This window comes from Duganella sp. CF517 (genome assembly GCF_900110275.1).
GTDB lineage: Bacteria > Pseudomonadota > Gammaproteobacteria > Burkholderiales > Burkholderiaceae_D > Rugamonas.
The window spans coordinates 585361-609089 of the sequence record NZ_FODC01000004.1 but is presented as its reverse complement, the minus strand read 5'-3'; the positions used below and the strand labels follow the sequence as shown (position 1 = coordinate 609089).

The following is a 23729-nucleotide window of genomic DNA, read 5'->3' as shown; positions in this document are numbered from 1 at the left end:
TTCTCCTTCATTCCGCCGCACTGGCGGCATGCAGCTTGTCGATCGCTTCGTTGCGGCGCTTGCGCAGCGTCGGCATCGAAATCCGGTCCAGCGCCGCCAACTGCTGCAATGTCGGCAGTTCGCCGGTGGCCGGGTCCAGCCAGGCATCCGGATAGGTATCGTCGGCGGCGCCCAGCAGCTTGTGATACACCGCCAGGCGTATCGGCAGCGACTCGTCGCGCAGAACGCGCAGCATCCAGCTGCCGGTTTGCTGCGCGGCCCGCGCCAACTCCATGTAGCGGGGGGGCAGGGAAAGCGCGCCGGCCGCCTTTTGCTCGGCCTCCCGCTCCGCCGCCGCAACGGCCGGCTCCGGGATCGGCGGGTCTTCCCCGCCGCCCACCGGACCGGCGTCCCCGCCCCCGCCCCCGACCTCTTCCTCCGCCTCCAATCCTTCCGGCGCGGCGGCGGCCAATATGCGATCGTCGTCGAATACACCGCCTTGCGCCTCCAGTCGCTCGGATTCGCCGGTCACGCGCCAGTAGTCTTCCAGCCACAGCGCCGCCTCCCCGGCCTCGCTTCGCCAGTCGTCCACGCGGTCCATATTCGACGACAGTTCTTCATAGTCGCCGATCTCGGCCAACATCGCCGCAATTTTCTCGGGACTGTTTTTCAGACTGGCGAAGCGCTTGGAGCGGGTATGCAGCGGACCGGGGGAGCCGCCGAAGCGCTCCAGCGATTCGCTCCAGCGGATGATCCACTCCGCCTTGCAAGCGCCGATGGACTTCATCTGCCGCACTTCGATCGGGCTGCCTTCCAGCGGGCGGCCCAGTATCGCCCCCACCTGGGCGCCGTGTTCCTTCCAGGCGGCGAACAAGGTGGCGATCTCGCGATAGGCCGTGTCCAGCATCCGGTACGTGTAGATTTTGTTGGGCGAGCAGTCGCGCCCCGTGGTGACGATGTAATTGTCGGCATCGACCTTGTCGCGCAAGCCGGCGTACATGTCGTTGACCTTTTTGCGCATCACCCCATCGGCGGCCGGGTCGAGCCAGAAGGCGCCGCCGCGCGCGTGTTCGACGGCCACGGTGGCCACGAACGCTTGCCAGAAGCCGGGATGCGCCTGCAATTCGCACAACAAACCGAGCGACAGCTCGTAGACGGTTTCGCCGTAGCTGTTGCCTTCCGCCTCGCCACGGGCCGAGCGCGCGCCCGCGTGCAGGGCCGCCGCCGCGGCGTCGGTATAGCTGTCGAGCAGCTCCGCGTGCGCGCTTGGTTCGAGCATCCGGTGCATCTCAATCCGCCGGAACGCCTGCAACGAGCAGTGTCCCAACAGCTTGCGCACTTGTTCCCAGCCGTGCTCCTGATACCGGGTTCCTGGCAACCGCATAAGGTCCTGTAAATTGATGGAAAAACAAAAATGGGCGCTATGGCTCACGCTTGTAAATGATGCCACAGACCGACCGGTTTCATTATCCCGTTTACAAGCCTATTTCCCCTTCTGTTCCCGCTTCTGCTCGCGCTTCTGATCCCCCTGCTGCGCCAGCGTGGCCAGCACCGCCGCGACCACGGGCGCCGCATGGGCGCCGCCGGTGACGTCGGAATGGCTGACGAAAGCCGCCATCGCCAGCCGGTGGGTCTGGCCGGGCAGGCTGCCCGGTTCCAGCCAGCCGGTGAACCACACGGTGGCGGTGTCGTCGCCGGTGGGCGCGGTACCGGTTTTACCATACAAGCCGGGGCGCACCGAGGCCAGCGCCGCGCCGCCGAAAGCCCCGGCGCCGGTGCCGACATCGACCACTCCCTTCATGCCGGCCCTGATGCGGTCCAGGCGGACGCCGACCGGTTTCATGGCCGGCACCGCGCTGTCCGCGCCGTCGAGCGACAGCAACATGCGCGGCGCCACCACATTGCCCTGCCCGACCGCCGCCGACGCCAGCGCCATTTGCAGCGGCGTCACCTGCATGCGCAGGCCGATCGCCATCTGCCGCAGCTCGTGGCGGGTGTGTATGGTGTCGATGTGGGCCGGCGTCGCTTGCAGCGCATCCCAGCTGCGCCAGTTGAAGTCCGCCGGCAGCAAGCCGCCGTCGAGGCGCATGGCCTGCTCGAAACCGAGGCGGTGTGCGGCCGCCACGATCGGCCTGACGCCATCGAGGGCGTCCGCGTCCAGCGCCTGCAGATCGGGGGCGCCGCCGTCGGCGCGGCCGAACAGGCTATGGTCGCTCAATTCGCTGGACCAGGCGAACCAGGTATTGAGGCTGTAGGTAAGCGCCTGCGCCAGTCCCAGGCGCCCCTCCTGCGCGCGCCGGTCCAGGCTTTGCTCGCGATAGTTGGTGATGTGCGCCAGCTTGGGATTGAGCGGATAGGTCGCGGCATCGGTCTGGAAGCCGAAACCGCGCTGCATCGCAAGGCGATTGATGGCGGGCAGCGGCATGCCGCCCAACAGCGCATCGATCTGCGGATCGGTTTTGGCGGCCATTTCCAGCCCCAGCGCGCTGACCACCTTGAAGGTGGACCCCGGGCTTTGATGGGCGCCGCCGTCGTGCTGCAACGCCGGCAGCCGCAGGGGGCTGCGCGCGGGGCTGGTGCGGTCGAAATCGCGCACCTCGGCCCAGTTGCCGCTGTTAAGCTCCCCCGCGCCGGCGCCGGCCGCCGCCAGCACGTCGCCGGTTTCGGTATCGAGGATCACAAGTCCCGCATGACGGCCTTCGGGAGCCGCCTGGCCGCCGACGCAAGCCTTGCCATCCCAGCGCCCCTGGCGCATGCCGACGCAATCGAGGATGCGCTGGCCGAGCGCCTGCAGCGGCAGATCGAGCGTGAGCCTGGCGTCGATCTGCGCGCCGGCCGACGGCAGCCGCGCCAGCATGCCGGCGACGCTGTTGGCGTGCTCCGGGCCTATGCCCAGCAGCGGCGCCAGGCCGGCGTCGATGGCCGGCTGCGTGGGGGCGCCATCGTTCCACAGCGGCGTGCCGTTGCGGTCCTCCAGCCGCACCGGCGCGGGCGCGGCGACGCGGGAAGGATTGGCCACGCCGTCGGTCGCCGCGAGCGCCTGCCAAGCCACACGGCCGCCAGCGAGCCGCAAATGACGATATTTCTGGTCTTCCGGCGCCTTGAAGTCGAGCGGCCGGAGATCGAGCGACACGCTGCGGACGCCGGCCTGCAGCGCCAGCGTCAGCTCCTGCACGTCACCCTTGGTGGCGCACGCGCGGCCGGTGCAGGCGGCCGTCGTTTGCACGCTGGCGCCGGAGACGCCGCCGTCGACCCGGCCCGCCACCATCATCCGCAATACCTCGCCGCCGGCTGCGGGGCGCGGCAGCGCCAGCGTCAGACGCAGCACCGGCCGGCCGCCGGGCGTCTCGCCGGCTTGCGGCCAACGGGCGACACGCGTCCACGGCTGCCAGCCCTGCGGCAACGACGCGAACAGGCGCGACGCGGCTACCGGCATCTGGCTGGTGGTGGACACCATCACGGGGGCGCCGCCGGCGCTCGAAGGCCCGGCCACGCTGGCGTTCCAGTCCAGCACCATGCCGGCCGGCGCCTTGACACGCCATGCCAGCAGCCGGCGCTCGCTATTGTAAATGTCGATTTGCTGGCGGACGTAAGCGCCGTCGGCCTGGTGGTACAGGCGTTTGAATAATTTCGTCGTGGTGGCATCGGCCTTGACCTGCTTCCAGTCCGCCAGCTCCGCGGCGCGCGCGGGCGCGTCGGCGGCCAGCCATTGCGGCAGATCGCGCGGCGCCAGCTCGATGGTGCCGGCGGCGCTCAACCGCACCAACCCGTGCTCTTGCAGCGCCAGGAACAGCGCCTGGTCCTCCAGCGCGCCGGGGGCCGCTGCGGGAACCTGATAGCGGCCAGCGGCCAGGTACGCGCCGACCGCCTTGCCGCGCGCCGGAAACGCGGTAACCAGCGCGGTATCCGCAGTGGCGGCGGCATCCGCCGCCGGCCGGTACATCTGCACCAGCAGTTCGCCGGCCTGCGGGCACAGGACGTTCGCCCGCCGCTCGATGCGCAACGCCGACGCCGCGCCCCACAGCAGCCATCCCTGCTGGCGCAGCGCGACCTGGCCGCTGGCGCCCTGCTCGACCTGGCCCAAGCTGGCGTCGCTCAACCAGCGCACGTCGGCGCGACGGCTGCTCCACTTCAAGCGCAGCGGTTCGCCGAGGGGATCGCTGAAGTCGGCGCGCGCCGTGCCCTCGATTTGCACCTCGGGCATCGCATTCGCTCCCGCGCCGCTGTCGGACACCAGCAGCACATTGCGCAGCGCGATTTGCACGTTGGCCTCCTGATTGCGCGCGACCCAGCGCTTGACGTCGTCGAAACGGTATCCGATCCGCAGCGGCAGCAGGCGCGCGTCGTTCCCGGTGGGGCTGCGCAGCTGGCTGCACAGGTCCACCCGCACCGCCGGCGAGGCTTGCATGCCAGCGGCCACCAGCAAAGCGCCGCCCGGATGAAGGCTGGTGGCGATGCCCGGCCGCGACGGCACGGTGAAGGCGATTCCGGGCAGGACGGATTGATAGGCATTGGCGGCGCGCACGTTGTTGGCCGCTTCCGGCGTGCTGGCCGTGGTGGCGGCCAGATGGCGCGCGTGGCCGGCGATCACCGCGCCGCCGCCGGCGGCGACGCAGACGGCGGCGGCCACGATCCAGACGGCGCGGCGCGACCCGCCCTTGGGAGGAACGGGAGCGGTGTCGGCGCCGGAGCGTATCAGCGTCAGCGCCGGGCGGCCGGGCGTGAGCGCACCGTCGCGCGCACCGGCGCGCAGGTTGGCCCGCCGGCGGCGCGCGCGGCGGCGCTCGGCCCAAGCTTGCAGAAAAGTGCTGATGAATGGCGGCATATGCCCCTCGCGCTGGTGGTCGGTGTCTCCCCGGCCTTAGCGGGGGGCCGGCGAAAACTAGCGGGCTCAGCGGGTTTATCGCGCCTATTCGCAGTTCGCCCCGCGAAAAACGCGGCTCGTCGCAATCCCATGGCGCCTTGACGGGGCTTTGCCTAAAGTGAGCACATCGAAACACACTTTTAACCACCGAAAGGAAGCAAAATGAACGTCCTGAAAAACTTCGAAGCCGCATTCATCATCACCCTGGGCCTGGTCTTCGCCGCCGACTTCGCGCTGCAAGCGCCCGTACAAGACCAGGTCGCGGCACAGGAAATGCAAGTGGTCGTCGTCAGCGCCAAACGCTTGACGGCTGATCAAAAGAAGCAAATGCTCATCGATGAAAACCGCACCACGCTGGCCACCGACGTCACCACGTCGACCAAGATTTGAACCCGCGCCGCCCCTTCGCCTGTACGCCCGTCTCCTCCGGCGCGTAACAGGCGAAGCCGCCCGCCTCCCCTTCCTCCGCCACACCCCCACGCACGTCCCTATCCGTACGCCAGCGTACAAATCGCCTCCGCATGTTTGTGTCATATGTAAAAAGTTGCATCATTCGGCGCGACCGCCCTGGGCGCTTGATATAGTTCGTCCATGCGCCGCAGTCGACGCAGTCAAGGAGAACATCATGATCAAACGCTCGCACACCATCTTCGCCGCCGCCATGCTTGCGCTGAGCGCCGCCGCTTTCGCTCCCGCCACCGCGTCCGCGCAGGTCGGCCTGAGCATCGTCATCGGGGACGCCCCGCCACCACCGCGCTTCGAAAGCGTGCCGGTCGCACGGCGTGGCTATGTGTGGGCGCCCGGTTACTGGAATTGGGACGGCTCCCGCCACGTGTGGGCCGCCGGCCGCTGGGAAGCCGAGCGCCGTGGCGCCCAGTACCGCCGCGCCGAATGGATACGCGACAACGGCGGCTGGCGCCTCGACCGGGGCGGCTGGATCACCGTGGACCAGCGCCCGGTGCAAGTGGACTATGTGACCGTCGCCCCGCCGCCGCCACGTTACGAGGTCGTGCCGCCGCCGCGCGCCGGCTATATCTGGGCGCCCGGCTACTGGGACTGGCGCGGCAACCGTCATATCTGGGTCGGCGGTAACTGGGTCGGCGCCCGCCCCGGCTACGTCTACACCCAGCCGCGCTGGATCGACCATGGCGGCCGATGGGAACGACAGGACGGCCGCTGGGAGCGCGGTCCGAACGGCGATCGCGATCATGACGGCATCCCCAACCGCTACGACCGTCACGACAACCGTGACTACCGCGGCGACCATCGGGGCGACCACCGCAACGATTACCGTAACGACTATCGCCACGGCGGCCATGGCGACCGCGATCATGACGGCGTGCCGAACCGGCATGACCGCGACCGCGATGGCGACGGGGTCCCGAACCGCTACGATCGCCGTCCCGACAATCCGCGCCGCGACTGATCGACGTGCCGATGCGTGAAACAGGGTTCGAAGCGCTCGCCACGGCCGCCTACAAGGGCGAGCGCGCGGCCGCGCGCCGTTTGGCGGCGCGGATGCGCTTGACGGAGGACGACGCGCTGCGGCAGGTGCTGACCGGGGTCGCGGGCCTGGCCGGCCTGGATCGCTTGCTCGACGAGCGGGCGCGGGCGCGTTCGCGCGATGAGTCGCTGCGCGCCGCGAAGACGCAGGAGAAGGCGCGGCGCGAGGCGCTACGCCTGGCGCGCACGCAGCCCCCGGGCGACGCCTGGCGCGGGTGGTTCGACGGTTCGGCGCATCCCAATCCGGGACAGATCGGTATCGGCGCGCTGCTTTGCGGTCCCGCGGGCGAACGGCTGGAGATCAGCCGCCGCGCGGGGCATGGCAATAGCGGTGAGGCCGAGTATCTGGCGCTGACCGCGCTGCTGGAGGCGGCGGTGCGATCGGGCGCGCACGATCTGGTGGTGTGCGGCGACAGCCGGGTGGTGGTCGATGACGTCAACCTCAGCGCCCAGGCGGTTGCGGCGGGACGCGCCGCGAAGGGCCTGGAGGCGCATCGGGCGCGCGTGACCGAATTATTGGCGCGGCTGGGCACCGTGAGCCTGCGGTGGGTGCCGCGCCACCGCAACGGGGACGCGGACCGGTTGTCGCAGTTGGCGGTCGGCGGGCCGTCGCCCGCTTCCCCGATCGAATGACGCATGCGCCGGCGACGGCGCATGCGTGGCCGATCAGGCTGCGCTAATGCGCCCGACCTGAGCCAGCCGACGCGCGGGGGCAGTGGCCTTGCTCTTCAGGTATGGACGTCCCGAGTCGTTCACCTTGAAGACGCTGACCACCTGCGCCAGCGCCGCCGCTTGCTGCTGCATCGATTCGGCGGCGGCGGCGGCCTGCTCGACCAGCGCGGCATTCTGCTGCGTGACCGCGTCCATCGAGCCGATGGCCTGGTTGACCTCGTTGATGCCGGCGCTTTGCTCGGAGCTGGCGGCGGTGATTTCCGAGATGATGTCGCTGACGCGGTGCACGCTGCTGACGATTTCCTCCATCGTCACGCCGGCGTTGGCGACCAGGCGGCTGCCCTGGTTGACCTTGTCGACCGAGTCGCCGATCAGCGCCTTGATCTCTTTGGCGGCCGACGCCGAACGCTGCGCCAGGTTGCGCACTTCCGACGCCACCACGGCGAAGCCGCGACCCTGCTCGCCGGCGCGCGCCGCTTCCACAGCAGCGTTCAGCGCCAGGATATTGGTCTGGAAGGCGATGCCGTCGATGACGGAGATGATGTCGACGATGCGCTTGGACGATTCGTTGATCGAGTCCATGGTGCCGACCACCTCGGCCACCACGGCGCCGCCCTTGACGGCCACCTGCGCGGCCGATGCGGCCAGCTGGTTGGCCTGGCGGGCGTTGTCGGCGTTGTGCTTGACGGTCGACGTCAATTCCTCCATCGACGACGCGGTTTCCTCCAGCGCGCCGGCCTGCTGCTCGGTGCGGCGCGACAGGTCCTGGTTGCCGGCGGCGATCTCGCTCGACGAGGTGGTGATATGGTCGGTGCCGCTGCGCACCTCGGTGACGATGCCCAGCAGGCTGGCGTTCATCTCCTTGAGCGCGGCCAGCAACTGGCCGGTTTCGTCCCTGGCGCTGGCGTCGATATGCCCGGTCAGGTCGCCGCTGGCGACACGCCGCGCGACCACCACCGCTTCGCGCAGCGGACGGACGATACCGGTGGTCAGCAGCCAGGCGCACACCACGCCGAAGGTCAGCACCAGCGCGGCCAGCACGTACAGCAAATTGCGGCTGCTGGCGGCGACGGCGTCGATGTTGGCGGCGGTGGCGTCGATCTTCGCGCGCTGCATTTTCAGCAGGTCGCCGACCAGCGCCTGATAGGCGGCCGTGCAGGGACGGAACACGGATTCGAACACCTTGTTGGATTCCTCAAGCTCGCCGGCCGCCTTCAACTTGGTCAGCTTCTCGCGCGAGGACAAATAGATCTTGCGTTGCTCGCCGATGCGCGCGAACAGATCCTTCTCGTCGGCGTCGGTGATCAACGCCTCGATCTTCTTCTGGTAGTCGCTCGACTTGGCCGACGAGGCCTTCGCTTCGTCGGCAAAATACGGCCCGAGCGTGGTGTCGGTGCTGCGCGCGATCGCGGTGGTGCGCCGGATAGCGCTATCAATATTGCTCGACCAATCGCCGATCAGCCGTTCCTTGGCCAGCGGCACCTGCATCATGTCGGCCGTGGCCGAGGCCACGCCCTGCAGGCGCCAGACGCTGATGCCGGTGATCAGCATCGCGAACGCCAGGATGACGGTGAAGCCGAACGCCAGGCGTTTGCCGATGCTGATATTTTCCAACATATTCATTCTTGTACCTCTTAATCAAAAACAATAGTGCAAATTAGGTCAGCATCGTCGCATGCCGGCGTGAAGGGCTGTCTTAGGCCGCCAGCGCGGTGTTTTCGATCAGGCCCATGTCCGCGCTGGACATCAGCTTGTCGATGTCGACCAGGATCAGCATGCGTTCGTCCAGCGTGCCCAGGCCGACGATATGGTCGGTGTTGAGCGCCGAGCCGATTTCCGGCGCCGGCTTGATTTGCTCGGGCAGCAGCGTGGTCACGTCCGAGACGCGGTCCACCACCATGCCCACCACGCGGTGGCCGATGTTCAGGATGATGACGACGGTGAACTGGTCGTAGGTCGGCGTGCCGAGATTGAATTTGATACGCATGTCGACGATCGGCACGATGATGCCGCGCAGGTTGACCACGCCCTTGACGAATTCCGGCGCGTTGGCGATGCGGGTCGGGGTTTCATAGCTGCGGATTTCGCTGACTTTTTGTATATCGATGCCGTACTCTTCTTGACCAAGAGTAAAAGCCAGGTACTCGCTGGCGGGAATGTTGGCGCGCAATTCGCTGACGTTACTGGACATTTGAGTTCCTTGATTGCTAAAGTTATGGCACCAATGTTACCTCAAGTCAAGATTTATAGCACCAAAAAAATGCGGCACAGCAACAAATAAGACACTTGCTTTTTCAAAATTAGGTTTCTTATAAGTATCGCGACGACTTGGCAAGCAAACAATTTTTGTCCCGATCCGTGTTCGGCTGCACAACCACGGCGGCACGCTGTATGATTAAAAAATCAAGCGTCTGATACGTGATGGGAGAACGATGAATAGCTTGCTCAACAGCTGGCACCCCCGCCTGGTCGCCCTGGCCAGCGCCGCCCAGGGGGCCGATGGCGCGCACGACACCAACCACCTGCACCGCGTCTGGCGCAACGCCACGCTGCTGCTGGACGACCATCCCGAAGCCGACCCGCTGATCGTGCTGGCCGGTTGCTACCTGCACGATCTGGTCAACCTGCCCAAGAACGATCCGGAACGCCACCTGGCCTCGCGCAAGGCGGCGCTGCTGGCGAGCCGCCAACTGGCCGAACTCGACTTCCCGCCCAATAAGCTGGCCGCCGTCGCCCACGCCATCGAAAGCCACAGTTTTTCGGCCGGCATCCGCCCCGAGACCATCGAAGCGAAGATCGTGCAGGACGCCGACCGCCTCGACGCCCTTGGCGCCGTCGGCCTGGCGCGCCTGTTCTACACGGCCGGACGCATGGGCACCGCGCTGGCGCACGCCGACGATCCGATGGCGCTGCACCGCGAGCTCGATGAAAAAGCCTATGCGCTGGACCACATCGACACCAAGCTGGCCACCCTCCCCGGCAAGATGCAGACCGCCGCCGGCCGCCGCCAGGCGCAGACGCGCCTCAACGAGCTGACGGCCTTCCGCGACAACTTCATCGCCGAATGGGCCGCCAGCCCGGCGGCACCCTGACCGGCGCGATGATCCTGTCCCACCACCTTACCCGATGACTTTGCGCCCCGACTTCGCGTCGTCCCATGCTTATGACCGCCCCTGACTCCGCCGCGCCCGCCGGCGCGCCCGCCGCCGCGCCGCCGCCGGCGCCGGGCAATCTGAACTTCGTCCTGATTTGCGTCTTCATCGACATGCTGGGCATCGGCCTGATCGTGCCGGTGCTGCCGCTGCTGGTCGGCGAATTCACCGGCTCGCGCGACGACCAGTCCTACTGGTTCGGCATCATGAGCGCCACTTTCGGCCTGATGCAGTTCATCTTCATGCCGATGCTGGGCGCCTTCAGCGACCGTGTCGGACGCCGCCCGGTGCTGCTGTATTCGATGGCCGGCATGTGCGTCAATTTCCTGGCGACGGCGTGGGCGCCGAACCTGGCCTGCCTGTTCATCGGCCGCGTCATCGGCGGCATGTCGTCGGCCAGCATGTCGGTGGCGTCGGCCTACGCTTCGGACATCTCGACGCCGGACAACCGCGCCAAGAGCTTCGGCAAGGTCGGCGCGGCGTTCGGCCTGGGCTTCATCTGCGGCCCGATGCTGGGCGGCCTGCTGGGCAGCGTCGACCTGCACCTGCCGTTCTATGTGGCCGCCGCGCTGTCGGCGGCCAATTTCGCCTACGGCTACTTCGCCGTGCCCGAATCGCTGCCGGCATCGCGCCGGGCGCCGTTCAGCATCGCCAAAATCAATCCCTTCGCGGCGCTGGTCAAGCTGGCGCGCCGCCGGGACATCCGCGGCCTGATCGTCACCTTCGCGCTGGTCACCTGCGCGCAGATGATGCTGCAGACGACCTGGGTGCTGTACACCACCTTCCGCTTCGACTGGACGCCGGGCCAGAACGGCGCGGCGCTGTTCTGCGTCGGCGTCACGGCCGCCGTGGTGCAGGCCGGCTTGCTGGGCGTGATGATCAAGCGCTTCGGCGAGGTCCGCCTGGCGCTGATGGGACTGGCCTCGGGCTGCCTGACCTACCTGTTCTACGGCCTCGCCACGCATGGCTGGATGATGTATGTGCTGATCCTGTGTAACGTGCTGGCCTTCGCCGTCGGCCCGGCGCTGCAGGCCATCATCTCCAAACAGACCCCGCACGACGAACAGGGCGAGTTGATGGGATCGCTGCAATCGATCAGCAGCATCGGCGTCATCTTCATGCCGCTGATCGGCGCCGCCATCCTCGGCAAAGTCAGCCACCTGCCGGCCGGCGACTGGCGCATCGGCACCACCTTCTTCGTCTGCGCGGCGATGCAGGCGGCGGCCATCGTGGTGGCGCGCCGGTATTTCAGCAACCACCACATGGAGGCCAAGCCATGACGCGGCGCCTGCTCGCGACCGCGTTGGCGGCGTTGTTGGCCGCACTGCTGCCGCTGAACGCGGCGGCCGGCTGCTCGCGCGACATCGCCGTTCCGGTCGCCGCCAGCGGCTCCGGCGTGATCGTCGAGGGGCAGCAGATCAAAGGCATCTTCCCCGATCTGCTGCGCGAGATGTCGCGCAAGACCGGCTGCAAATTCGTTTTCACCGTGGTGCCGCGCGCGCGCCTGGTGGCGCTGTACCGTATCGGCCGGGCCGACATCCTGATGCCCGCCACGCGCACGCCGGAACGCGACCAGCTCGGCACCTTCGTACCGCTGGTGAACAACCGCCCGATGCTCGTCTCGATCGCCGGCGACCGCGCGCCGATCGCCAACGCCGGCGAGTTGCTGGCGCGGCGCGGGTTGCGGGTGGCGGTGGTGCGCGGCTTCGACTACGGCGAGGAATACACCGCGCTGGTCAACGAGTTGGGCAAGCAAGGACGCCTGTTCAGCGAGGTCGATACCACGGCGGTGGCGCGCCTGCTGCACGCGGGCGCGGTCGACCTGACCATCCTGGGGCCGACGCTGATCGCCGGAGCCATCCGCGGCGAGCCGCGCGTGCAGGGGATGGCGGAGCGGCTGCGGGTGGAGGCGATACCCGAGCTGCCGTGGAAGCACAGCGGCGCCTACATCTCGCACGCATTGGGCAAGGACGACCAGCGCACGCTGCACGAGGCGCTGGAAAAAATGGCCAAGTCGAACCAGGTGATGGATGCCTATCTGCGCTACTTCAGCGCGGAGTTACTGAACGGCAACGTGCGGGCGCGCTGACGGGGCCGCGCAGTCCAACAGCCTTCAGTGCAGGAATGTAAACATCAATGCGGTGGCGCCGGTTTGAACAATCAGGATGGACACCATCCATTTGATGAGTTCGGCCTTGAGGTCGGAAATGGCCGAACGAAATTCGACGCGCGACGCGGAACGCAGTTCGACCAGCTTCATGTCAATATAGTCCTTCGTGACCAAGTGACTATCGATCAATTTCAACACCGCCGACGTCACAGCCTTTGCTTGCTGATCCGTAAAGCCGCCACCAATCAGCGTATCCATGAAGTCGACCGAATTGAAGTTGTTCTCCATGTTATTTTCCTTTTCAGTCTAGACCAGCTCCGCCCACGTTTGGTTCCCGGCCGGACCTTGACAGACCGCCGCCGAACTGCAACCATACGCGCATGATTTTTTTCACCACACCTCACGCCAGCCTGACTTGGCGCCGCTCCTAGCGCGCGGCCACTGTCTACCCATAGTGATGTGATATTTTTATCAACGCCGCCCCCTCCTGGTGGCGTTTTTTATTCGTCGCGCCGGATGGGGCAACGTAAAGGAACCCCTGATGAGTCTGCCTGACCAGTCCCAAGTTATCGCCTCCGCGCCTGCCGCCACCGCCGCCAAGGGTCCGACCGTGATCCTGACCGGCGACCGCCCGACCGGCCCCCTGCACCTGGGCCACTTCGTCGGCAGCCTGCGCAACCGCGTCGCCTACCAGCACGATTACAAGCAATTCATCATGCTGGCCGACGCCCAGGCGCTGACCGACAACATGGACGACACCAACAAGGTGCACCGCAACGTGGTGGAAGTGGCGCTCGACTACCTGGCCGTCGGCATCGACCCGGCCAAGTCGACGATCCTGATCCAGTCGCAGATCCCGGAACTGGCCGAACTGACCTTTTACTACCTGAACATGGTCACCGTGGCGCGCCTGCAGCGCAACCCGACCGTCAAGACCGAGATCGCGCTGCGCGGCTTCGAGCGCGACATCCCGGCCGGCTTCCTGACCTACCCGGCCTCGCAGGCGGCCGACATCTCGGCGTTCAAGGCCTCGCTCGTGCCGGTCGGCGAAGACCAGATCCCGATGATCGAACAGACCAACGAGATCGTGCGCCGCTTCAACCGCATCGCCAACCGGGACATCCTGGTCGAGTGCAAGGCGCTGGTGCCGGAGATCGGCCGTCTGCCGGGCACCGACGGCAAGGCGAAAATGAGCAAATCGCTGGGCAACACGATCAACCTGGGCGCCACCGCCGCCGAGATCACCGCCGCCGTCAAAAAGGTCTACACCGATCCGCTGCACCTGCGCGTCGAAGATCCGGGCCACCTGGAAGGCAATGTCGCCTTCACCTACCTGGACGCCTTCGATCCCGAGCAGGACAAGCTGGCCGAAATGAAGGCGCACTACGTGCGTGGCGGCCTGGGTGACTCGATCGTCAAGAAGCGCCTCGAACTGGTGCTGCAGGAGATGCTGGCGCCGATCCGCGCGCGCCGCGAGGAACTGGCCAAGGACCACGGCTACATCATGCAGATGCTGAAGGAAGGCACCATGCGCGCGCGCGAAGTGGCCTCGCAGACCGCCGATGAAGTCAAGGCCGCCCTCGGCCTGCGCTACTTCTGATCCCGCCCGACGGCGCGTCGTCCTTGCCGCCGCCGCCATGGCTTTGGCTGGCGGCGCTGTACGGCCTCGCCAGCGTGGTGTGCTTCATCGTCTACGCGGCCGACAAATCGGCCGCCGTCGGACGCCGCCGGCGCGTATCGGAACGCACCTTGCTGCTACTGGGGCTGGCCTGCGGCTGGCCGGGCGCCCTGCTCGCGCAGCGCTGGCTGCGCCACAAAACCGCCAAGACCCGGTTCCAGGTCGCCTTCTGGTGCGGCGTCGCCGCCAACGTGGCCGCCGTCTGGTGGCTGTGCACTGTCTACTGAGGATTCGAGCGATGTGGCAAGGCGTCTTATGCGGTTTGCTGGCCGGGGCCATGTGGGGCATGGTGTTCATCGTGCCGGCGTTCCTGACGTCCTTCACGGCGCTGGAGATGGCCTGCGGGCGCTACATCGCCTACGGCGTCATCGCCGCCGGCCTGATGCTGCCACGCCTGCCCGCGCTGCTGCGCCGCCTCGATCGCGGCGACGTCGCCGCGATGATCAAGCACGCGCTGGCGGGCAACATCGTCTATTACACGCTGCTCGCGCTGGGAGTGCGGTTGGCCGGCGTGTCGGCGACGTCGCTGATCATCGGCGTGCTGCCGATATCGGTGACGCTGATGGGCCAAAAGGATCACGGCTCGGTGCCGCTCAAGCAGCTGATGCTGCCGCTGCTGCTTGTGGCGGCGGGCATCGCCTGCATCAACGTCGACGTCTTCACGCACGACCCCGGCCACGGCGCGCCGCTGGCCGACAAGCTGCTCGGCGTGATGTGCGCGGTCGGCGCGCTGCTGTGCTGGACCTGGTATTCGGTCGACAACGCGCGCTACCTGAAACGCAATCCCCATTTCAGCAGCGGCGAGTGGTCGGCCCTGTATGGCGTATCGAGCGGCTTGATCGCGCTGGCCGTCGCGCTGCCGGCGCTGGCGCTGTACCATGCCGACGTCACCGGCGCCGGCGCGGCCGCCAGCGGGCGCGACTGGACGCTGTTCTGGATCGTCAACGGCCTGCTCGCGCTGGGCGCGTCGGTGATCGGCAACCATCTGTGGAATGTCGCCAGCCGCAAGGTGCCGCTGACCTTGTCGGGCCAGCTCATCCTGTTCGAGACGCTGTTCGCGCTGCTGTACGGGTTTATCTACAAACAGCAGCTGCCGCGCGGGCTCGAGGTGGCGGCGATGGTGCTGCTGGCGGTCGGGGTCATGTGGTCGGTGCGCATCCACGCGCTCGACGATACCAGCGGCGCGCACGCCGGCTGATCCGCCGCGCGGTGGCGCTCAATCGAGCAGGCCGTTCTCGCTCAGCACGTCCTGGATCAGCTCCAGCCGCAGCACCGGGTTTTCCTGCAGCAGCAAGCGCTGCTTTTCTTCCAGATCCAGCCGCAGCAGCTCGCACCAGCGGTTGGCCACCCAGCCGGCTTCGTCGAGCCGATACGGCGGCGCCAGCGGCATCTTGGCGGTGGAGATCTGCTTCTTTTGCAGCGAGCGTATCAACGCGCCCAGCGCGTTGGCGACATCCTGCTGTTCGGTCGGCACCGGCACCACCATGTCCTCGGCGACGGTATCGACCTCCGCCATCCACAACCCGTGCTTGAGTTGTTCGGCCGACTTGATCTGGAAGCGCGTGGTGCCGATGCACGATATCTGCAACAGCCCAGGCAATGGCGCGGTCCACTCGACGATGCGCGCCATGGTGCCCGCGTCCGACAAGGTTTCCTGCTTGTCCGGCACGCGAATTTCGGTCCCCTCGACCAGCGGGACCACGCCAAATTCTTCTCCGCGCGCGATGCAGCGCTTGATCATGTCGAGATAACGCACTTCAAACACTTGCAAGGGCAAATGTCCGTCCGGAAACAGAATGGTATTCAGCGGGAATAATGGAATTGACGACATGCGATTATCATCTCATGAAACAGCCGGGGTCGGCAGGCATGACTTGCTGGACGCGTGAAAGACGGGGGAAAGCACCGCTCCTTTCATCACAAAAGCAACGCGCGCGCGTGGGCGCACTGCTAGCCGCGCCGGCGCCCGGCGCAGTTGGTGCATACGACGGCGGAGTATTCGGGCGCGGTCGAGCTGGAAACGCTTATGCCGCGTGGGACCAGCGGCGCCGTATCAACCGGGAGAAACAGCAAGATAGCGCGCGAGAATAACCGCGTTCGGCGAACCGCGTCAATGCGGCGGCTCGGCGTCATCCGGCGGAACGGTGCACGCAAAAGAAAGCCGGTGCCGGGCTTATCGGATATAAACCCCAGACACCGGCTTGCGTTGAATTACTTAATCAGATACTGATTCTTGTCTTTGCCTTCGAGCCACTTTGGCGCACGGCCGCGGCCGGTCCATGTCTGGCCGGTGGCGTCGTCACGATATTTGGTCGGCACCGGCGCGCGGGTTTTGATCGGCTTGACCTTGGTCACAGCGCCCAGATCCGCCACGGTCAGGCCATACTCGCGCATGATGGCGGTGACTTGCTCTTTAGCCTTGGCGATTTCGTTTTTACGCGCGGTCTCCGCCAGGTTTTCGAGTTCGGCGATCTTTGCTTTGTATTCTTGGTAAGTCGTCATCTTATTTCCTCTTATCGGCTGGTTAGTTTCTAAAAAACCACATGTGAGAATGTGTGAGAATTTTATAAAGCGCAATTTACCATAACTTTGCCTTGATTCTCCAGACATATGCGTGAGAAATACCAATATAACGATAAAAAAGAATATTTTCCACAACTCCGTAATCGAAAACCCCACGAATTCAGCAGTCGCCGGCGAATAACCGAATCGAAAGTCCAGTAATAAAGAATAGTGACGGCGCGCCGCCGCCATACCCATTGGCGCCTTGGGGGATGCGAATGTGTTGGGAATGTGGTGGGAATGTGTTGGGAATAAGCCGGGAAGAAACCGGCGGCCGGGCGCTTGCCGGCCCCGATTAATTATCAGACCGGGTTAGGCGCACAACGGAGGCAGCTCGATGCCTTCGGCCACCACCTTGCGTACCAGATTGGCGAGCCTGCAAGTGGCCGGACCGGCCACCTCCGGATTGGCGACGATCAGCGACAGCGACAGTTTGCGGCGCTGCCCCACCCGCAGCGGCAGCGGTTTGAGCAAGCCTTGCTCAAGCTGCGCCTGCATTTTATGCTCGGCCAGCCACCCGAAGCCGATACCGTTGCAGATCATTTCCATGCGCGTTTGCGGGCTGGTCACGCTCCAGCGCTGATCGGTGTTGAGCCAGCCGTGGTCGCGCGGATTGAGGGTGCCCGAATCGCGCACGACGATTTGCAGATTGCGGGTCAGGTCGTCCACCTCCAGCTCGCGGCCCAGCGCGTGCAATGGATGGCAGGGATGGGCGACGGCGACAAAATCGATATCCATCAGCGCGTCGCCGAGGAAGCCGACCGGAATGCGGCTGGCGATGGCGATATCGACACGCTTTTCCACCAGCGCGTCTTCGGAACCGGACAGGACGGTCTCTTCCAGATTGACGCGCGTGTGCCGCGCCCACGGCTCGAACTCGCGCAGCACCTGCACCAGCAGCTGGACCGGGAACAGGCTGTCGACGGCGATGCTGACCTGCGGCTCCCAGCCCTCGGCCAGGCTGGCGGCCAGTTGTTCGAGCTGGAAGGCGCCGCCGAGCAGCTCGCGCGCCTTGTTCAGCAGCGCCTTGCCGTTGGGCGTGAGGCGGGCGCGGCGGCCGTCGATTTGCAGCAGCTCGACGCCCAGCTGCTCCTGCAGCTTGGCGACCATGTAGCTGACCGACGACTGGCTGCGGTGCAAGGCCTCGGCCGCCTGCGCGTAGCCGCCGCATTCGACGATCGCTTGCAGCACCTGCCATTGTTCCAGCGTGCTCTTGGGGATTTTCATCGGTGTTCCGCGCCTGAAGTTCAGCGAAGAATCATACCACCGGCCCCGGCGCCCGGATCAGAAGCGCCGTTCCACCGTCACCCGGAACTGGGCCTCGCCGTCGGCCACCGACGCGCGGTTGAGCGTACCGCGGGCGTCCGCGTAGATGCTCTCGGTCGTGTAGTCCTGCGCCAGCAGGTTGGAGACGGCGAAGCGCAAGCTGTTTTGCGCGTCCAGTTTTACCAGCGCGTAGACGTCGAGGTCGCGCCGCACCGCGTTGTAGGCGCTCTGCGTTTCGCTCAGGCGCGCCATGCCGCCGTTACGGAAACTCAGGCTGCTGCCGGTGCTGAGCATGCCGTCCGCGCTCTTGTAGTCGACGCCGAGCGTGGCGCTCAGCGGCACCTGCTGGTCCAGGCGGTTGTCCGGTCCGGGCACGCTGTCGACCTCCGACCAGTTGCGGCTGATGCTGGCGCGCAGGTCGATCCCCGGCGCGTTGTCCATGAGCACGCGCAGCGGGAACTTGACCTCCAGCTCGATGCCGCGCGTTTCGGCGCGGCCGTCGTTGATCATGGTCGACACCCAGCGGTCGCCCTCCTGCACCAGCCCCTGGTGCATATAATCCTCGATGCGGCGGATGGACGCGCTCGCGCTCAGCATGCCGCCGTCGCCCCAATAGTGCTCGAACGACGCGTCGAGGCCCAGCGCCACCTCCGGCTTCAGGCGCGGATTGCCGCGGCGGTCCGGGTCCAGGCGGCTGTTGTTGGCCGAGGTGAAGCGGCGCGGCACCAGGTTGGCCGTCGACGGCGCCTTGTAGGTGCGGGTCAGCGCCAGGCGCAGCTGGTCCTTCTTGTTCGGCAGCTTGATCAGGGTCTGGAACAGCGGGCTGAGCACGCTTGAGCGCTGGGTGACGCGCTCCAGATTGGCGCCCTCGATCTCGGTTTGCAAGCCTTCCCAGCGCACGCCGGTATAAATCGACCATTGCGGCGTGACGTTCCACTCGTCCTGGCCGTAGAAGGCCAGCCGGGTCGCCCTGGCCGAGAAATCCTCGTCGTTGTTGTCCGGCGGCAGACTGCCCGCGATCGGCAGCTCGCGCTGGACGCGGGTGTCGTCGCGGTCGATGACGCCGGCGTCCCAGCCCAGCGCCAGCGCGTGTTCGGTCGGCGCTTCGTCCGAACCCTCGGGCTGCGTGCCGAAGGTCAGCGGCGTCGAGTACTTGCCCTGCGTGCTGAAACCGGTCTCGCCGCTGTAGGACTCCACGGTGCGGTACAAGTTCGGCGATCCGTCGCGGTTGCCGCCCAGTTGCAGCGACTTGCCGGTGTTGCGGTTCTTGGCGACGCCGACCTTGATATCCAGCTTGGCGCCCTCGGCCATCTTGTGCACCCAGTTCAGATCGGTACGGCCGTAGCCGTTGTGGCTGCTGAAGGTGTTGTCGATGCGGTCATAGTTCGGTCCCTCGTCGCCGGCCAGGTTCACCGTGGTGCGGCCGTGGCTATTGCTTTCGAACCTGTTCAGATTGAAAAAGGTCTGCGAGGTCAGCGTGTCGCCGCCGGCGAGCGTCCAGTTGATGCGCGGCGACAGATTCATGCCGTCCGAGCGGCCCTGGTCCTGCCAGGTGGCGGTGCGGTCCACGTTCGGCCTGCCGGCGGCATCGGTGCCGGTCTCGGTCGACGGTGTCATGCGGTTGTACATATAGCGCCAGGCGTTGGCGCCGAGCGAGTAGGACATGTTGTCGCGCTTGTCCGACATTTGAATGCTGGCGCTCGGCGAGCTGAATTTGCTGCCCTTGGCGCCGCTGACTTTGAGCACATGCTGATCGAGCTTGACGTTTTTTTTCAGCACGATGTTGATGGTGCCGGCGATCGACTGGGTGCTGAACTCGGCGCTGGCGGCGCGCAGCACCTCGATGCGCTCGATCACGTCGGGCGCCAAGTTGTCGATGGAAAAACCGGCCGGCGCGCGTTCGCCGTTGATCAGAATCTGGGTATAGCCGGCGCCCAGGCCGCGCATGCGGATTTCGCCGCCCTGGCGCCCCGCCGCGCCGCCGATGGTGATGCCGGGCAGCCGCTTGAGCACGTCGTTAACCGAGGTGTCGCCGTATTTCTGGATTTCCTCGCTGCCGACGACGATCTTGCTGGCGGTGTCATCGCGGCGCGCGTCGTAGCTGGCGGCGCTGCCCTTGATGCGCACCGTCTGCATCGGCGCCGCCGCCTGGGCCGGCGCCGGTTTGCCGTCGGCGGGGGTGGCGGCCTCGCCGCCGTCGGCGGCTGTCGAGACGATGTCGGCGTGGGCGCCGGCGGCGAAACACAGACAAACAACGGCGGCAGCGGTCTGCGTCAAACGGAGTTGGCGGGCAGGCATCATAAATGGCAATCGGGGAGACGAAGGGAGAGCGGCTATTATGCCCTGATTCGACGAAAAGTTTCCTTAATCCAAGATAACTTGTGCCCGTTTAGCGAAATTTCATAAACATAAATAGTGAAAAAATGAATACGCATGCGCATGGCCGGGAATAGCAGAATAGCGCCGCTCCGGCGCTATAATGCTCGATCGCTATTTTGTATGGATTCCATCGTGTCCGACCGCCTTGCCGTTTTGCCGCAATACCTGCTTCCCAAAGGAGCGTTGACCAACTTCGCCGGCCGCGTGGCCGGGGCCAAGGGCGGCGCCATGACGACACGCCTGATACGCTGGTTCGTCGGCAAATACAACGTCAACATGGATGAAGCGCTCAATCCGGACATTGCCAGCTACGCCAGCTTCAACGAGTTCTTCACGCGCGCGCTGCGCCCGGACGCCCGCCCGCTCGCCAACGCCGACTTCATCTGTCCAGTCGATGGCCGCATCAGCCAGTTCGGCGCGATCGACGACGACCAGATCTTCCAGGCCAAGGGCCACAAGTTCAGCACCACTGCGCTGGTCGGCGGTGACGCCGCGCTGGCCGCCAAGTTCCAGCATGGCAGCTTCGCCAACTTGTACCTGAGCCCGCGCGATTACCACCGCATCCACATGCCGTGCGACGGCAGGCTGACGCGCATGATCTATATCCCGGGCGAGTTGTTTTCGGTCAATCCGACCACCGCGCGCGGCATTCCGGGCTTGTTCGCCCGCAACGAGCGCGTCGTGTGCGTGTTCGACACCGCCAACGGCCCGTTCGTCATGACCCTGGTCGGCGCCACCATCGTCGGCAGCATGGCGACGGTCTGGCACGGCGTGGTCAACCCGCCGCGCGCGCCGCAGATTTGCGAATGGAAGTACGACGATCAGAACATCGTGCTGAAAAAAGGCGATGAACTGGGCCGGTTCCTGCTGGGGTCGACCGTGGTCATGCTGTTCCCGAAAGATACGATGAGCTTCAACCCCGCCTGGCAACCGGCCGGACCGGTCAAGCTCGGCGAGATGATGGCCAATTTGAAATAAGTGGCGGCTCAGGCCAGCTGCCGCTCGAACGCCTCCTCCAGCATATCCAGAAACACCCGGGTCTTGGCCGGCATCAAGCGCCTGCCCGGGAACACCGCCCACCCCGTCACCTCGGGGAACGACCATTCCGGCAGCACCCGCACCAGCGTCCCCGCCTTCAAGAACGGCCCCGCGATCGCCTCGGTCGAGACGCCGATGCCCACGCCGCTGCTGACCATGCGCACGATCATCTCCGGCGAATTGCCCAGCAACCTGACCGGCAACTCGCGCTCCCACCGCACCTTGGCGCGCAACAGCGTCCACCGGATCAAGCCGTTGACCCTCGGCGGCAAACTCAGCAAATCGTGCTTGAATAAATCGTCGGGATGCTCCGGCAGCCCGCGCAGGCTGGTGTAGCGCGGCGAGGCGTACAGCGCCAGCGAGCTGAAGGTGATGCGCCGCGCGGCCAGCGAGGCGTCGTCCGGCAGATTGCCCATGCGGATGGCCAGGTCGAAGTTCTCGGCCACCAGGTCCACCCGCCGCGGCGACAAGTCGAGCTCCAGCGAGATGGCCGGATAGCGGTGCATGAATTGCGCCATCATTTCGCTGACCCCCACGCTGGCGAAGTCGGCCGGCATCGACACCCGCAGCAACCCGCTCGGCGCGCCCTGCCGGTGCTGCGCCAGCGCGCCGGCCGCCTCGGTCTCGTCGGCGACCTTGCGCGCGTGCTCCAGCAGGCTGGCGCCGAACTCGGTCAACACCAGCTTGCGGGTGGTGCGCTGAAGCAGGCGTTCGCCCAGATGCGCCTCCAGCAACGAAATCCGGCGCGACACTGTCGATTTGGGCAACTGCACCCGCTCCGCCGCCAGGCTGAAGCTGCCGCACTCGACGATACGGGCGAATAGCAGCAGGTCGCCAGGGTCCAGTTCCATACCACGCTCCTTGATTGTTCCATCAATGGATTAATGTTATCCATTTTAACGGCTTCCGCATTGGTTTTGAAACGATTAAAGTAACTCCATCGCAGCAAATAACTGAACAAAGCAAACAACCACATACAGGAGCAACACCATGAACATCTTGCAAATCAACTCCAGCGCCCGCAGCACCGGTTCCGAATCGACCCGTATGGCCGACGCCATCGTCGCTAAACTGCAAGCCGGCAATCCCGGCGCGGCGGTGGTCCGCCGCGATCTGGCGGCAAACCCGCATCCGGTGCTCGACGAGCCGACGCTGCAAGCGCTGTTCACCCCGGTCGACCAGCGCAGCGCCGAGCAAGCCGCCCGCGTGGCCCTCGACGACGCCCTGATCGCCCAGGTGCAAGCGGCCGACGCCATCGTCATCGGTTCGCCGATGTATAACTTCGGCGTGACCGTGCAACTGAAATCGTGGTTCGACGCCATCGCCCGCGCCGGCGTGACGTTCAAATACGGCCCGACCGGCCCGGTCGGCCTGCTGACCGGCAAAAAAGTCTACGTCGCCGTGGCCCGTGGCGGCATGCACAAGGACGCGCCCAGCGACATCCAGCTGGCGCACCTGAAGACTTTCCTGGGCTTTGTCGGCCTGACCGACGTCCAGTTCTTCTTCGCCGAAGGCATGGGCATGGGCCCGGACGCGGTGGCCAAGGCGCAAGCCCAGGCCGACGCCGACATCAACGCCGTACTGGTCTAAATTAACCGACCGCGCCGGTAGGCGCGGTCCGCACAGGAGTGAGTCATGAACAATGTAAACAGCGATCGCGTACAACAAGAACGCACGGTGGAACGCATCATCACCGGCCAGGCCGTGTCCGATGGCGCCGGCGTCAAGATCAACCGTGTCTTGACCCAATCCCTGCAGCGCCGCCTCGACCCGTTCCTGATGCTGGACAACTTCGGCAGCGACCAGGCCAGCGACTACCTGGCCGGCTTCCCGAGCCATCCGCATCGCGGCTTCGAAACCGTCACCTACATGCTGGAAGGCCGCATGCGCCACAGGGACAGCAGCGGCAACGAAGGTCTGCTGACCAATGGCGGCGTGCAATGGATGACCGCCGGCCGCGGCGTGATCCACTCGGAAATGCCGGAACAGGAGGAAGGCATGATGTCGGGATTCCAGCTGTGGCTGAACCTGCCCGCCAAAGACAAAATGCGCGAACCTTGGTATCGCGACTTCAACGGCGACGATGTGCCCGCCTTCACCACTGAAAACGGTGCGAAGGTGAAAGTCATCGCCGGCGGCAGCCACGGCGTCGATGGCGCCGTGCAGCGCGCAGTGACCGAGCCGATCTATATAGATGTCGATCTGCCGGCCGGCGCTTCGTTCAGCCAGGCGCTGCCGGAAGGCCACAACGCCTTCATCTTCGCCTATCGCGGCGCGGTACGCGTGGGCGACAAGGATGTGGCGTCGGGCAAGATGGCGATCCTGGCCAACACGAAGGGTGCCGACGGTGTGAACATCCATGCAACCGACGCCAGCCGTTTCATCCTGGTCGCCGGCAAGCCGCTCAACGAGCCGATCGCGCAATACGGCCCGTTCGTGATGAACACGCAAGCCGAGGTGTTCGCCGCCGTCGAGGATTTCCGCGCCGGCAAACTGGGCGAGGAAGCACAAGCCTGAACCGTTACA

22 protein-coding genes are annotated in these 23729 nt (G+C 65.8%); 12 read left to right on the top strand and 10 right to left on the bottom strand.

From position 1 onward, the window contains the following. Positions 1-7: 7 nt before the first annotated feature. On the bottom strand, positions 8-1363 hold the full coding sequence (locus BMX85_RS18715) for a hypothetical protein (RefSeq protein WP_090321576.1): 1356 nt from the start codon (positions 1361-1363) through the stop codon (positions 8-10). Positions 1364-1462: 99 nt separating this feature from the next. Beyond that, positions 1463-4804: a penicillin-binding transpeptidase domain-containing protein gene (locus BMX85_RS18710; RefSeq protein WP_090321573.1), complete on the bottom strand. Its 3342-nt coding sequence runs from the start codon at positions 4802-4804 to the stop codon at positions 1463-1465. A gap of 201 nt (positions 4805-5005) precedes the next feature. On the opposite strand from BMX85_RS18710, the gene BMX85_RS18705 reads away from it, so the two are divergent. The 3 genes from BMX85_RS18705 (at position 5006) to BMX85_RS18695 (ending at position 6979) form a co-directional block, all read left to right on the top strand. After that, positions 5006-5233, top strand: coding sequence for a hypothetical protein (locus BMX85_RS18705; RefSeq protein ID WP_090321570.1), 228 nt, complete (start codon positions 5006-5008; stop codon positions 5231-5233). A gap of 235 nt (positions 5234-5468) precedes the next feature. Next, positions 5469-6269, top strand: a complete 801-nt coding sequence (locus BMX85_RS31500) for a hypothetical protein (RefSeq protein ID WP_307173784.1) — start codon at positions 5469-5471, stop codon at positions 6267-6269. Positions 6270-6280: 11 nt separating this feature from the next. Beyond that, positions 6281-6979: a ribonuclease HI family protein gene (locus tag BMX85_RS18695; RefSeq protein ID WP_090321567.1), complete on the top strand. Its 699-nt coding sequence runs from the start codon at positions 6281-6283 to the stop codon at positions 6977-6979. A gap of 33 nt (positions 6980-7012) precedes the next feature. On the opposite strand, the gene BMX85_RS18690 is transcribed toward BMX85_RS18695, so the two are convergent. Continuing rightward, positions 7013-8641, bottom strand: a complete 1629-nt coding sequence (locus BMX85_RS18690) for a methyl-accepting chemotaxis protein (protein WP_090321564.1) — start codon at positions 8639-8641, stop codon at positions 7013-7015. A gap of 73 nt (positions 8642-8714) precedes the next feature. After that, positions 8715-9209 carry a chemotaxis protein CheW gene (locus tag BMX85_RS18685; protein WP_090321559.1) on the bottom strand — a complete coding sequence of 165 codons (495 nt, stop codon included), beginning with the start codon at positions 9207-9209 and terminating at the stop codon, positions 8715-8717. A gap of 241 nt (positions 9210-9450) precedes the next feature. Here BMX85_RS18685 and BMX85_RS18680 point away from each other — a divergent pair, with 241 nt between their 5' ends. The 3 genes from BMX85_RS18680 to BMX85_RS18670 all read left to right on the top strand — a co-directional run bounded on the left by BMX85_RS18680 (position 9451) and on the right by BMX85_RS18670 (position 12259). Next, a complete protein-coding gene (locus BMX85_RS18680) occupies positions 9451-10110 on the top strand; it encodes an HD domain-containing protein (protein WP_090321556.1) in 660 nt (219 codons plus the stop codon). 71 nt (positions 10111-10181) lie between these two features. Next, positions 10182-11450 (top strand): TCR/Tet family MFS transporter, encoded by a 1269-nt coding sequence (locus BMX85_RS18675; RefSeq protein WP_090321553.1) that lies wholly within the window; start codon positions 10182-10184, stop codon positions 11448-11450. Beyond that, positions 11447-12259, top strand: coding sequence for a substrate-binding periplasmic protein (locus BMX85_RS18670; RefSeq protein ID WP_090321549.1), 813 nt, complete (start codon positions 11447-11449; stop codon positions 12257-12259). The genes BMX85_RS18675 and BMX85_RS18670 overlap by 4 nt, the downstream gene beginning before the upstream one ends. A 24-nt stretch (positions 12260-12283) precedes the next feature. Here BMX85_RS18670 and BMX85_RS18665 read toward each other — a convergent pair whose 3' ends face one another. After that, complete coding sequence (locus tag BMX85_RS18665; protein ID WP_090321546.1) at positions 12284-12568, bottom strand: CCDC90 family protein; 285 nt, start codon at positions 12566-12568, stop codon at positions 12284-12286. A gap of 253 nt (positions 12569-12821) precedes the next feature. Between BMX85_RS18665 and trpS the strand changes: the two genes are divergently transcribed. From trpS to BMX85_RS18650, 3 genes are read left to right on the top strand one after another with little or no spacing between them, the layout of a single operon-like run. Further along, positions 12822-13880 carry a tryptophan--tRNA ligase gene (gene trpS, locus BMX85_RS18660; protein ID WP_090321542.1) on the top strand — a complete coding sequence of 353 codons (1059 nt, stop codon included), beginning with the start codon at positions 12822-12824 and terminating at the stop codon, positions 13878-13880. Positions 13881-13903: 23 nt separating this feature from the next. After that, entirely contained in the window at positions 13904-14185 is a 282-nt protein-coding gene (locus BMX85_RS18655; RefSeq protein WP_090321539.1) for a DUF1294 domain-containing protein, read from the top strand. Positions 14186-14196: 11 nt separating this feature from the next. Continuing rightward, on the top strand, positions 14197-15156 hold the full coding sequence (locus BMX85_RS18650) for a DMT family transporter (protein ID WP_090321536.1): 960 nt from the start codon (positions 14197-14199) through the stop codon (positions 15154-15156). Between the two features lie 18 nt (positions 15157-15174). On the opposite strand, the gene BMX85_RS18645 is transcribed toward BMX85_RS18650, so the two are convergent. From BMX85_RS18645 to BMX85_RS18630, 4 genes are all read right to left on the bottom strand, one after another. Then, positions 15175-15789 (bottom strand): LON peptidase substrate-binding domain-containing protein, encoded by a 615-nt coding sequence (locus BMX85_RS18645; protein WP_090321533.1) that lies wholly within the window; start codon positions 15787-15789, stop codon positions 15175-15177. Positions 15790-16169: 380 nt separating this feature from the next. Continuing rightward, a complete protein-coding gene (locus BMX85_RS31080; RefSeq protein ID WP_229210558.1) occupies positions 16170-16718 on the bottom strand; it encodes an H-NS histone family protein in 549 nt (182 codons plus the stop codon). Between the two features lie 114 nt (positions 16719-16832). Next, complete coding sequence (locus tag BMX85_RS18635; protein WP_090321526.1) at positions 16833-17747, bottom strand: LysR family transcriptional regulator; 915 nt, start codon at positions 17745-17747, stop codon at positions 16833-16835. A 57-nt stretch (positions 17748-17804) separates the two neighbouring features. Then, a complete protein-coding gene (locus BMX85_RS18630; RefSeq protein WP_229210557.1) occupies positions 17805-20063 on the bottom strand; it encodes a TonB-dependent receptor plug domain-containing protein in 2259 nt (752 codons plus the stop codon). Positions 20064-20297: 234 nt separating this feature from the next. On the opposite strand from BMX85_RS18630, the gene asd reads away from it, so the two are divergent. Beyond that, a complete protein-coding gene (asd, locus tag BMX85_RS18625) occupies positions 20298-21143 on the top strand; it encodes an archaetidylserine decarboxylase (protein WP_218147375.1) in 846 nt (281 codons plus the stop codon). A gap of 8 nt (positions 21144-21151) precedes the next feature. Here the strand turns inward: asd and BMX85_RS18620 are convergent, their stop codons facing one another. Continuing rightward, positions 21152-22054, bottom strand: coding sequence for a LysR family transcriptional regulator (locus BMX85_RS18620; RefSeq protein WP_090321518.1), 903 nt, complete (start codon positions 22052-22054; stop codon positions 21152-21154). Between the two features lie 139 nt (positions 22055-22193). On the opposite strand from BMX85_RS18620, the gene BMX85_RS18615 reads away from it, so the two are divergent. Beyond that, a complete protein-coding gene (locus BMX85_RS18615; protein ID WP_090321515.1) occupies positions 22194-22793 on the top strand; it encodes an FMN-dependent NADH-azoreductase in 600 nt (199 codons plus the stop codon). A gap of 45 nt (positions 22794-22838) precedes the next feature. After that, entirely contained in the window at positions 22839-23720 is an 882-nt protein-coding gene (locus BMX85_RS18610) for a pirin family protein (protein WP_090321512.1), read from the top strand. The last annotated feature ends 9 nt before the right edge of the window (positions 23721-23729 follow it).

Coding starts and splice junctions, on each gene's coding strand:
- BMX85_RS18665 (WP_090321546.1), bottom strand. CDS start 12,568: ATGGAGAACAACTTCAATTCGGTCGACTTCATGGATACGCTGATTGGT.
- BMX85_RS18695 (WP_090321567.1), top strand. CDS start 6,281: ATGCGTGAAACAGGGTTCGAAGCGCTCGCCACGGCCGCCTACAAGGGC.
- BMX85_RS18620 (WP_090321518.1), bottom strand. CDS start 22,054: ATGGAACTGGACCCTGGCGACCTGCTGCTATTCGCCCGTATCGTCGAG.
- BMX85_RS18645 (WP_090321533.1), bottom strand. CDS start 15,789: ATGTCGTCAATTCCATTATTCCCGCTGAATACCATTCTGTTTCCGGAC.
- BMX85_RS18690 (WP_090321564.1), bottom strand. CDS start 8,641: ATGAATATGTTGGAAAATATCAGCATCGGCAAACGCCTGGCGTTCGGC.
- trpS (WP_090321542.1), top strand. CDS start 12,822: ATGAGTCTGCCTGACCAGTCCCAAGTTATCGCCTCCGCGCCTGCCGCC.
- BMX85_RS18670 (WP_090321549.1), top strand. CDS start 11,447: ATGACGCGGCGCCTGCTCGCGACCGCGTTGGCGGCGTTGTTGGCCGCA.
- BMX85_RS18680 (WP_090321556.1), top strand. CDS start 9,451: ATGAATAGCTTGCTCAACAGCTGGCACCCCCGCCTGGTCGCCCTGGCC.
- BMX85_RS18610 (WP_090321512.1), top strand. CDS start 22,839: ATGAACAATGTAAACAGCGATCGCGTACAACAAGAACGCACGGTGGAA.
- BMX85_RS31080 (WP_229210558.1), bottom strand. CDS start 16,718: ATGGGTATGGCGGCGGCGCGCCGTCACTATTCTTTATTACTGGACTTT.
- BMX85_RS18715 (WP_090321576.1), bottom strand. CDS start 1,363: ATGCGGTTGCCAGGAACCCGGTATCAGGAGCACGGCTGGGAACAAGTG.
- BMX85_RS18705 (WP_090321570.1), top strand. CDS start 5,006: ATGAACGTCCTGAAAAACTTCGAAGCCGCATTCATCATCACCCTGGGC.
- BMX85_RS18675 (WP_090321553.1), top strand. CDS start 10,182: ATGACCGCCCCTGACTCCGCCGCGCCCGCCGGCGCGCCCGCCGCCGCG.
- BMX85_RS18635 (WP_090321526.1), bottom strand. CDS start 17,747: ATGAAAATCCCCAAGAGCACGCTGGAACAATGGCAGGTGCTGCAAGCG.
- BMX85_RS31500 (WP_307173784.1), top strand. CDS start 5,469: ATGATCAAACGCTCGCACACCATCTTCGCCGCCGCCATGCTTGCGCTG.
- BMX85_RS18650 (WP_090321536.1), top strand. CDS start 14,197: ATGTGGCAAGGCGTCTTATGCGGTTTGCTGGCCGGGGCCATGTGGGGC.
- BMX85_RS18615 (WP_090321515.1), top strand. CDS start 22,194: ATGAACATCTTGCAAATCAACTCCAGCGCCCGCAGCACCGGTTCCGAA.
- BMX85_RS18710 (WP_090321573.1), bottom strand. CDS start 4,804: ATGCCGCCATTCATCAGCACTTTTCTGCAAGCTTGGGCCGAGCGCCGC.
- BMX85_RS18685 (WP_090321559.1), bottom strand. CDS start 9,209: ATGTCCAGTAACGTCAGCGAATTGCGCGCCAACATTCCCGCCAGCGAG.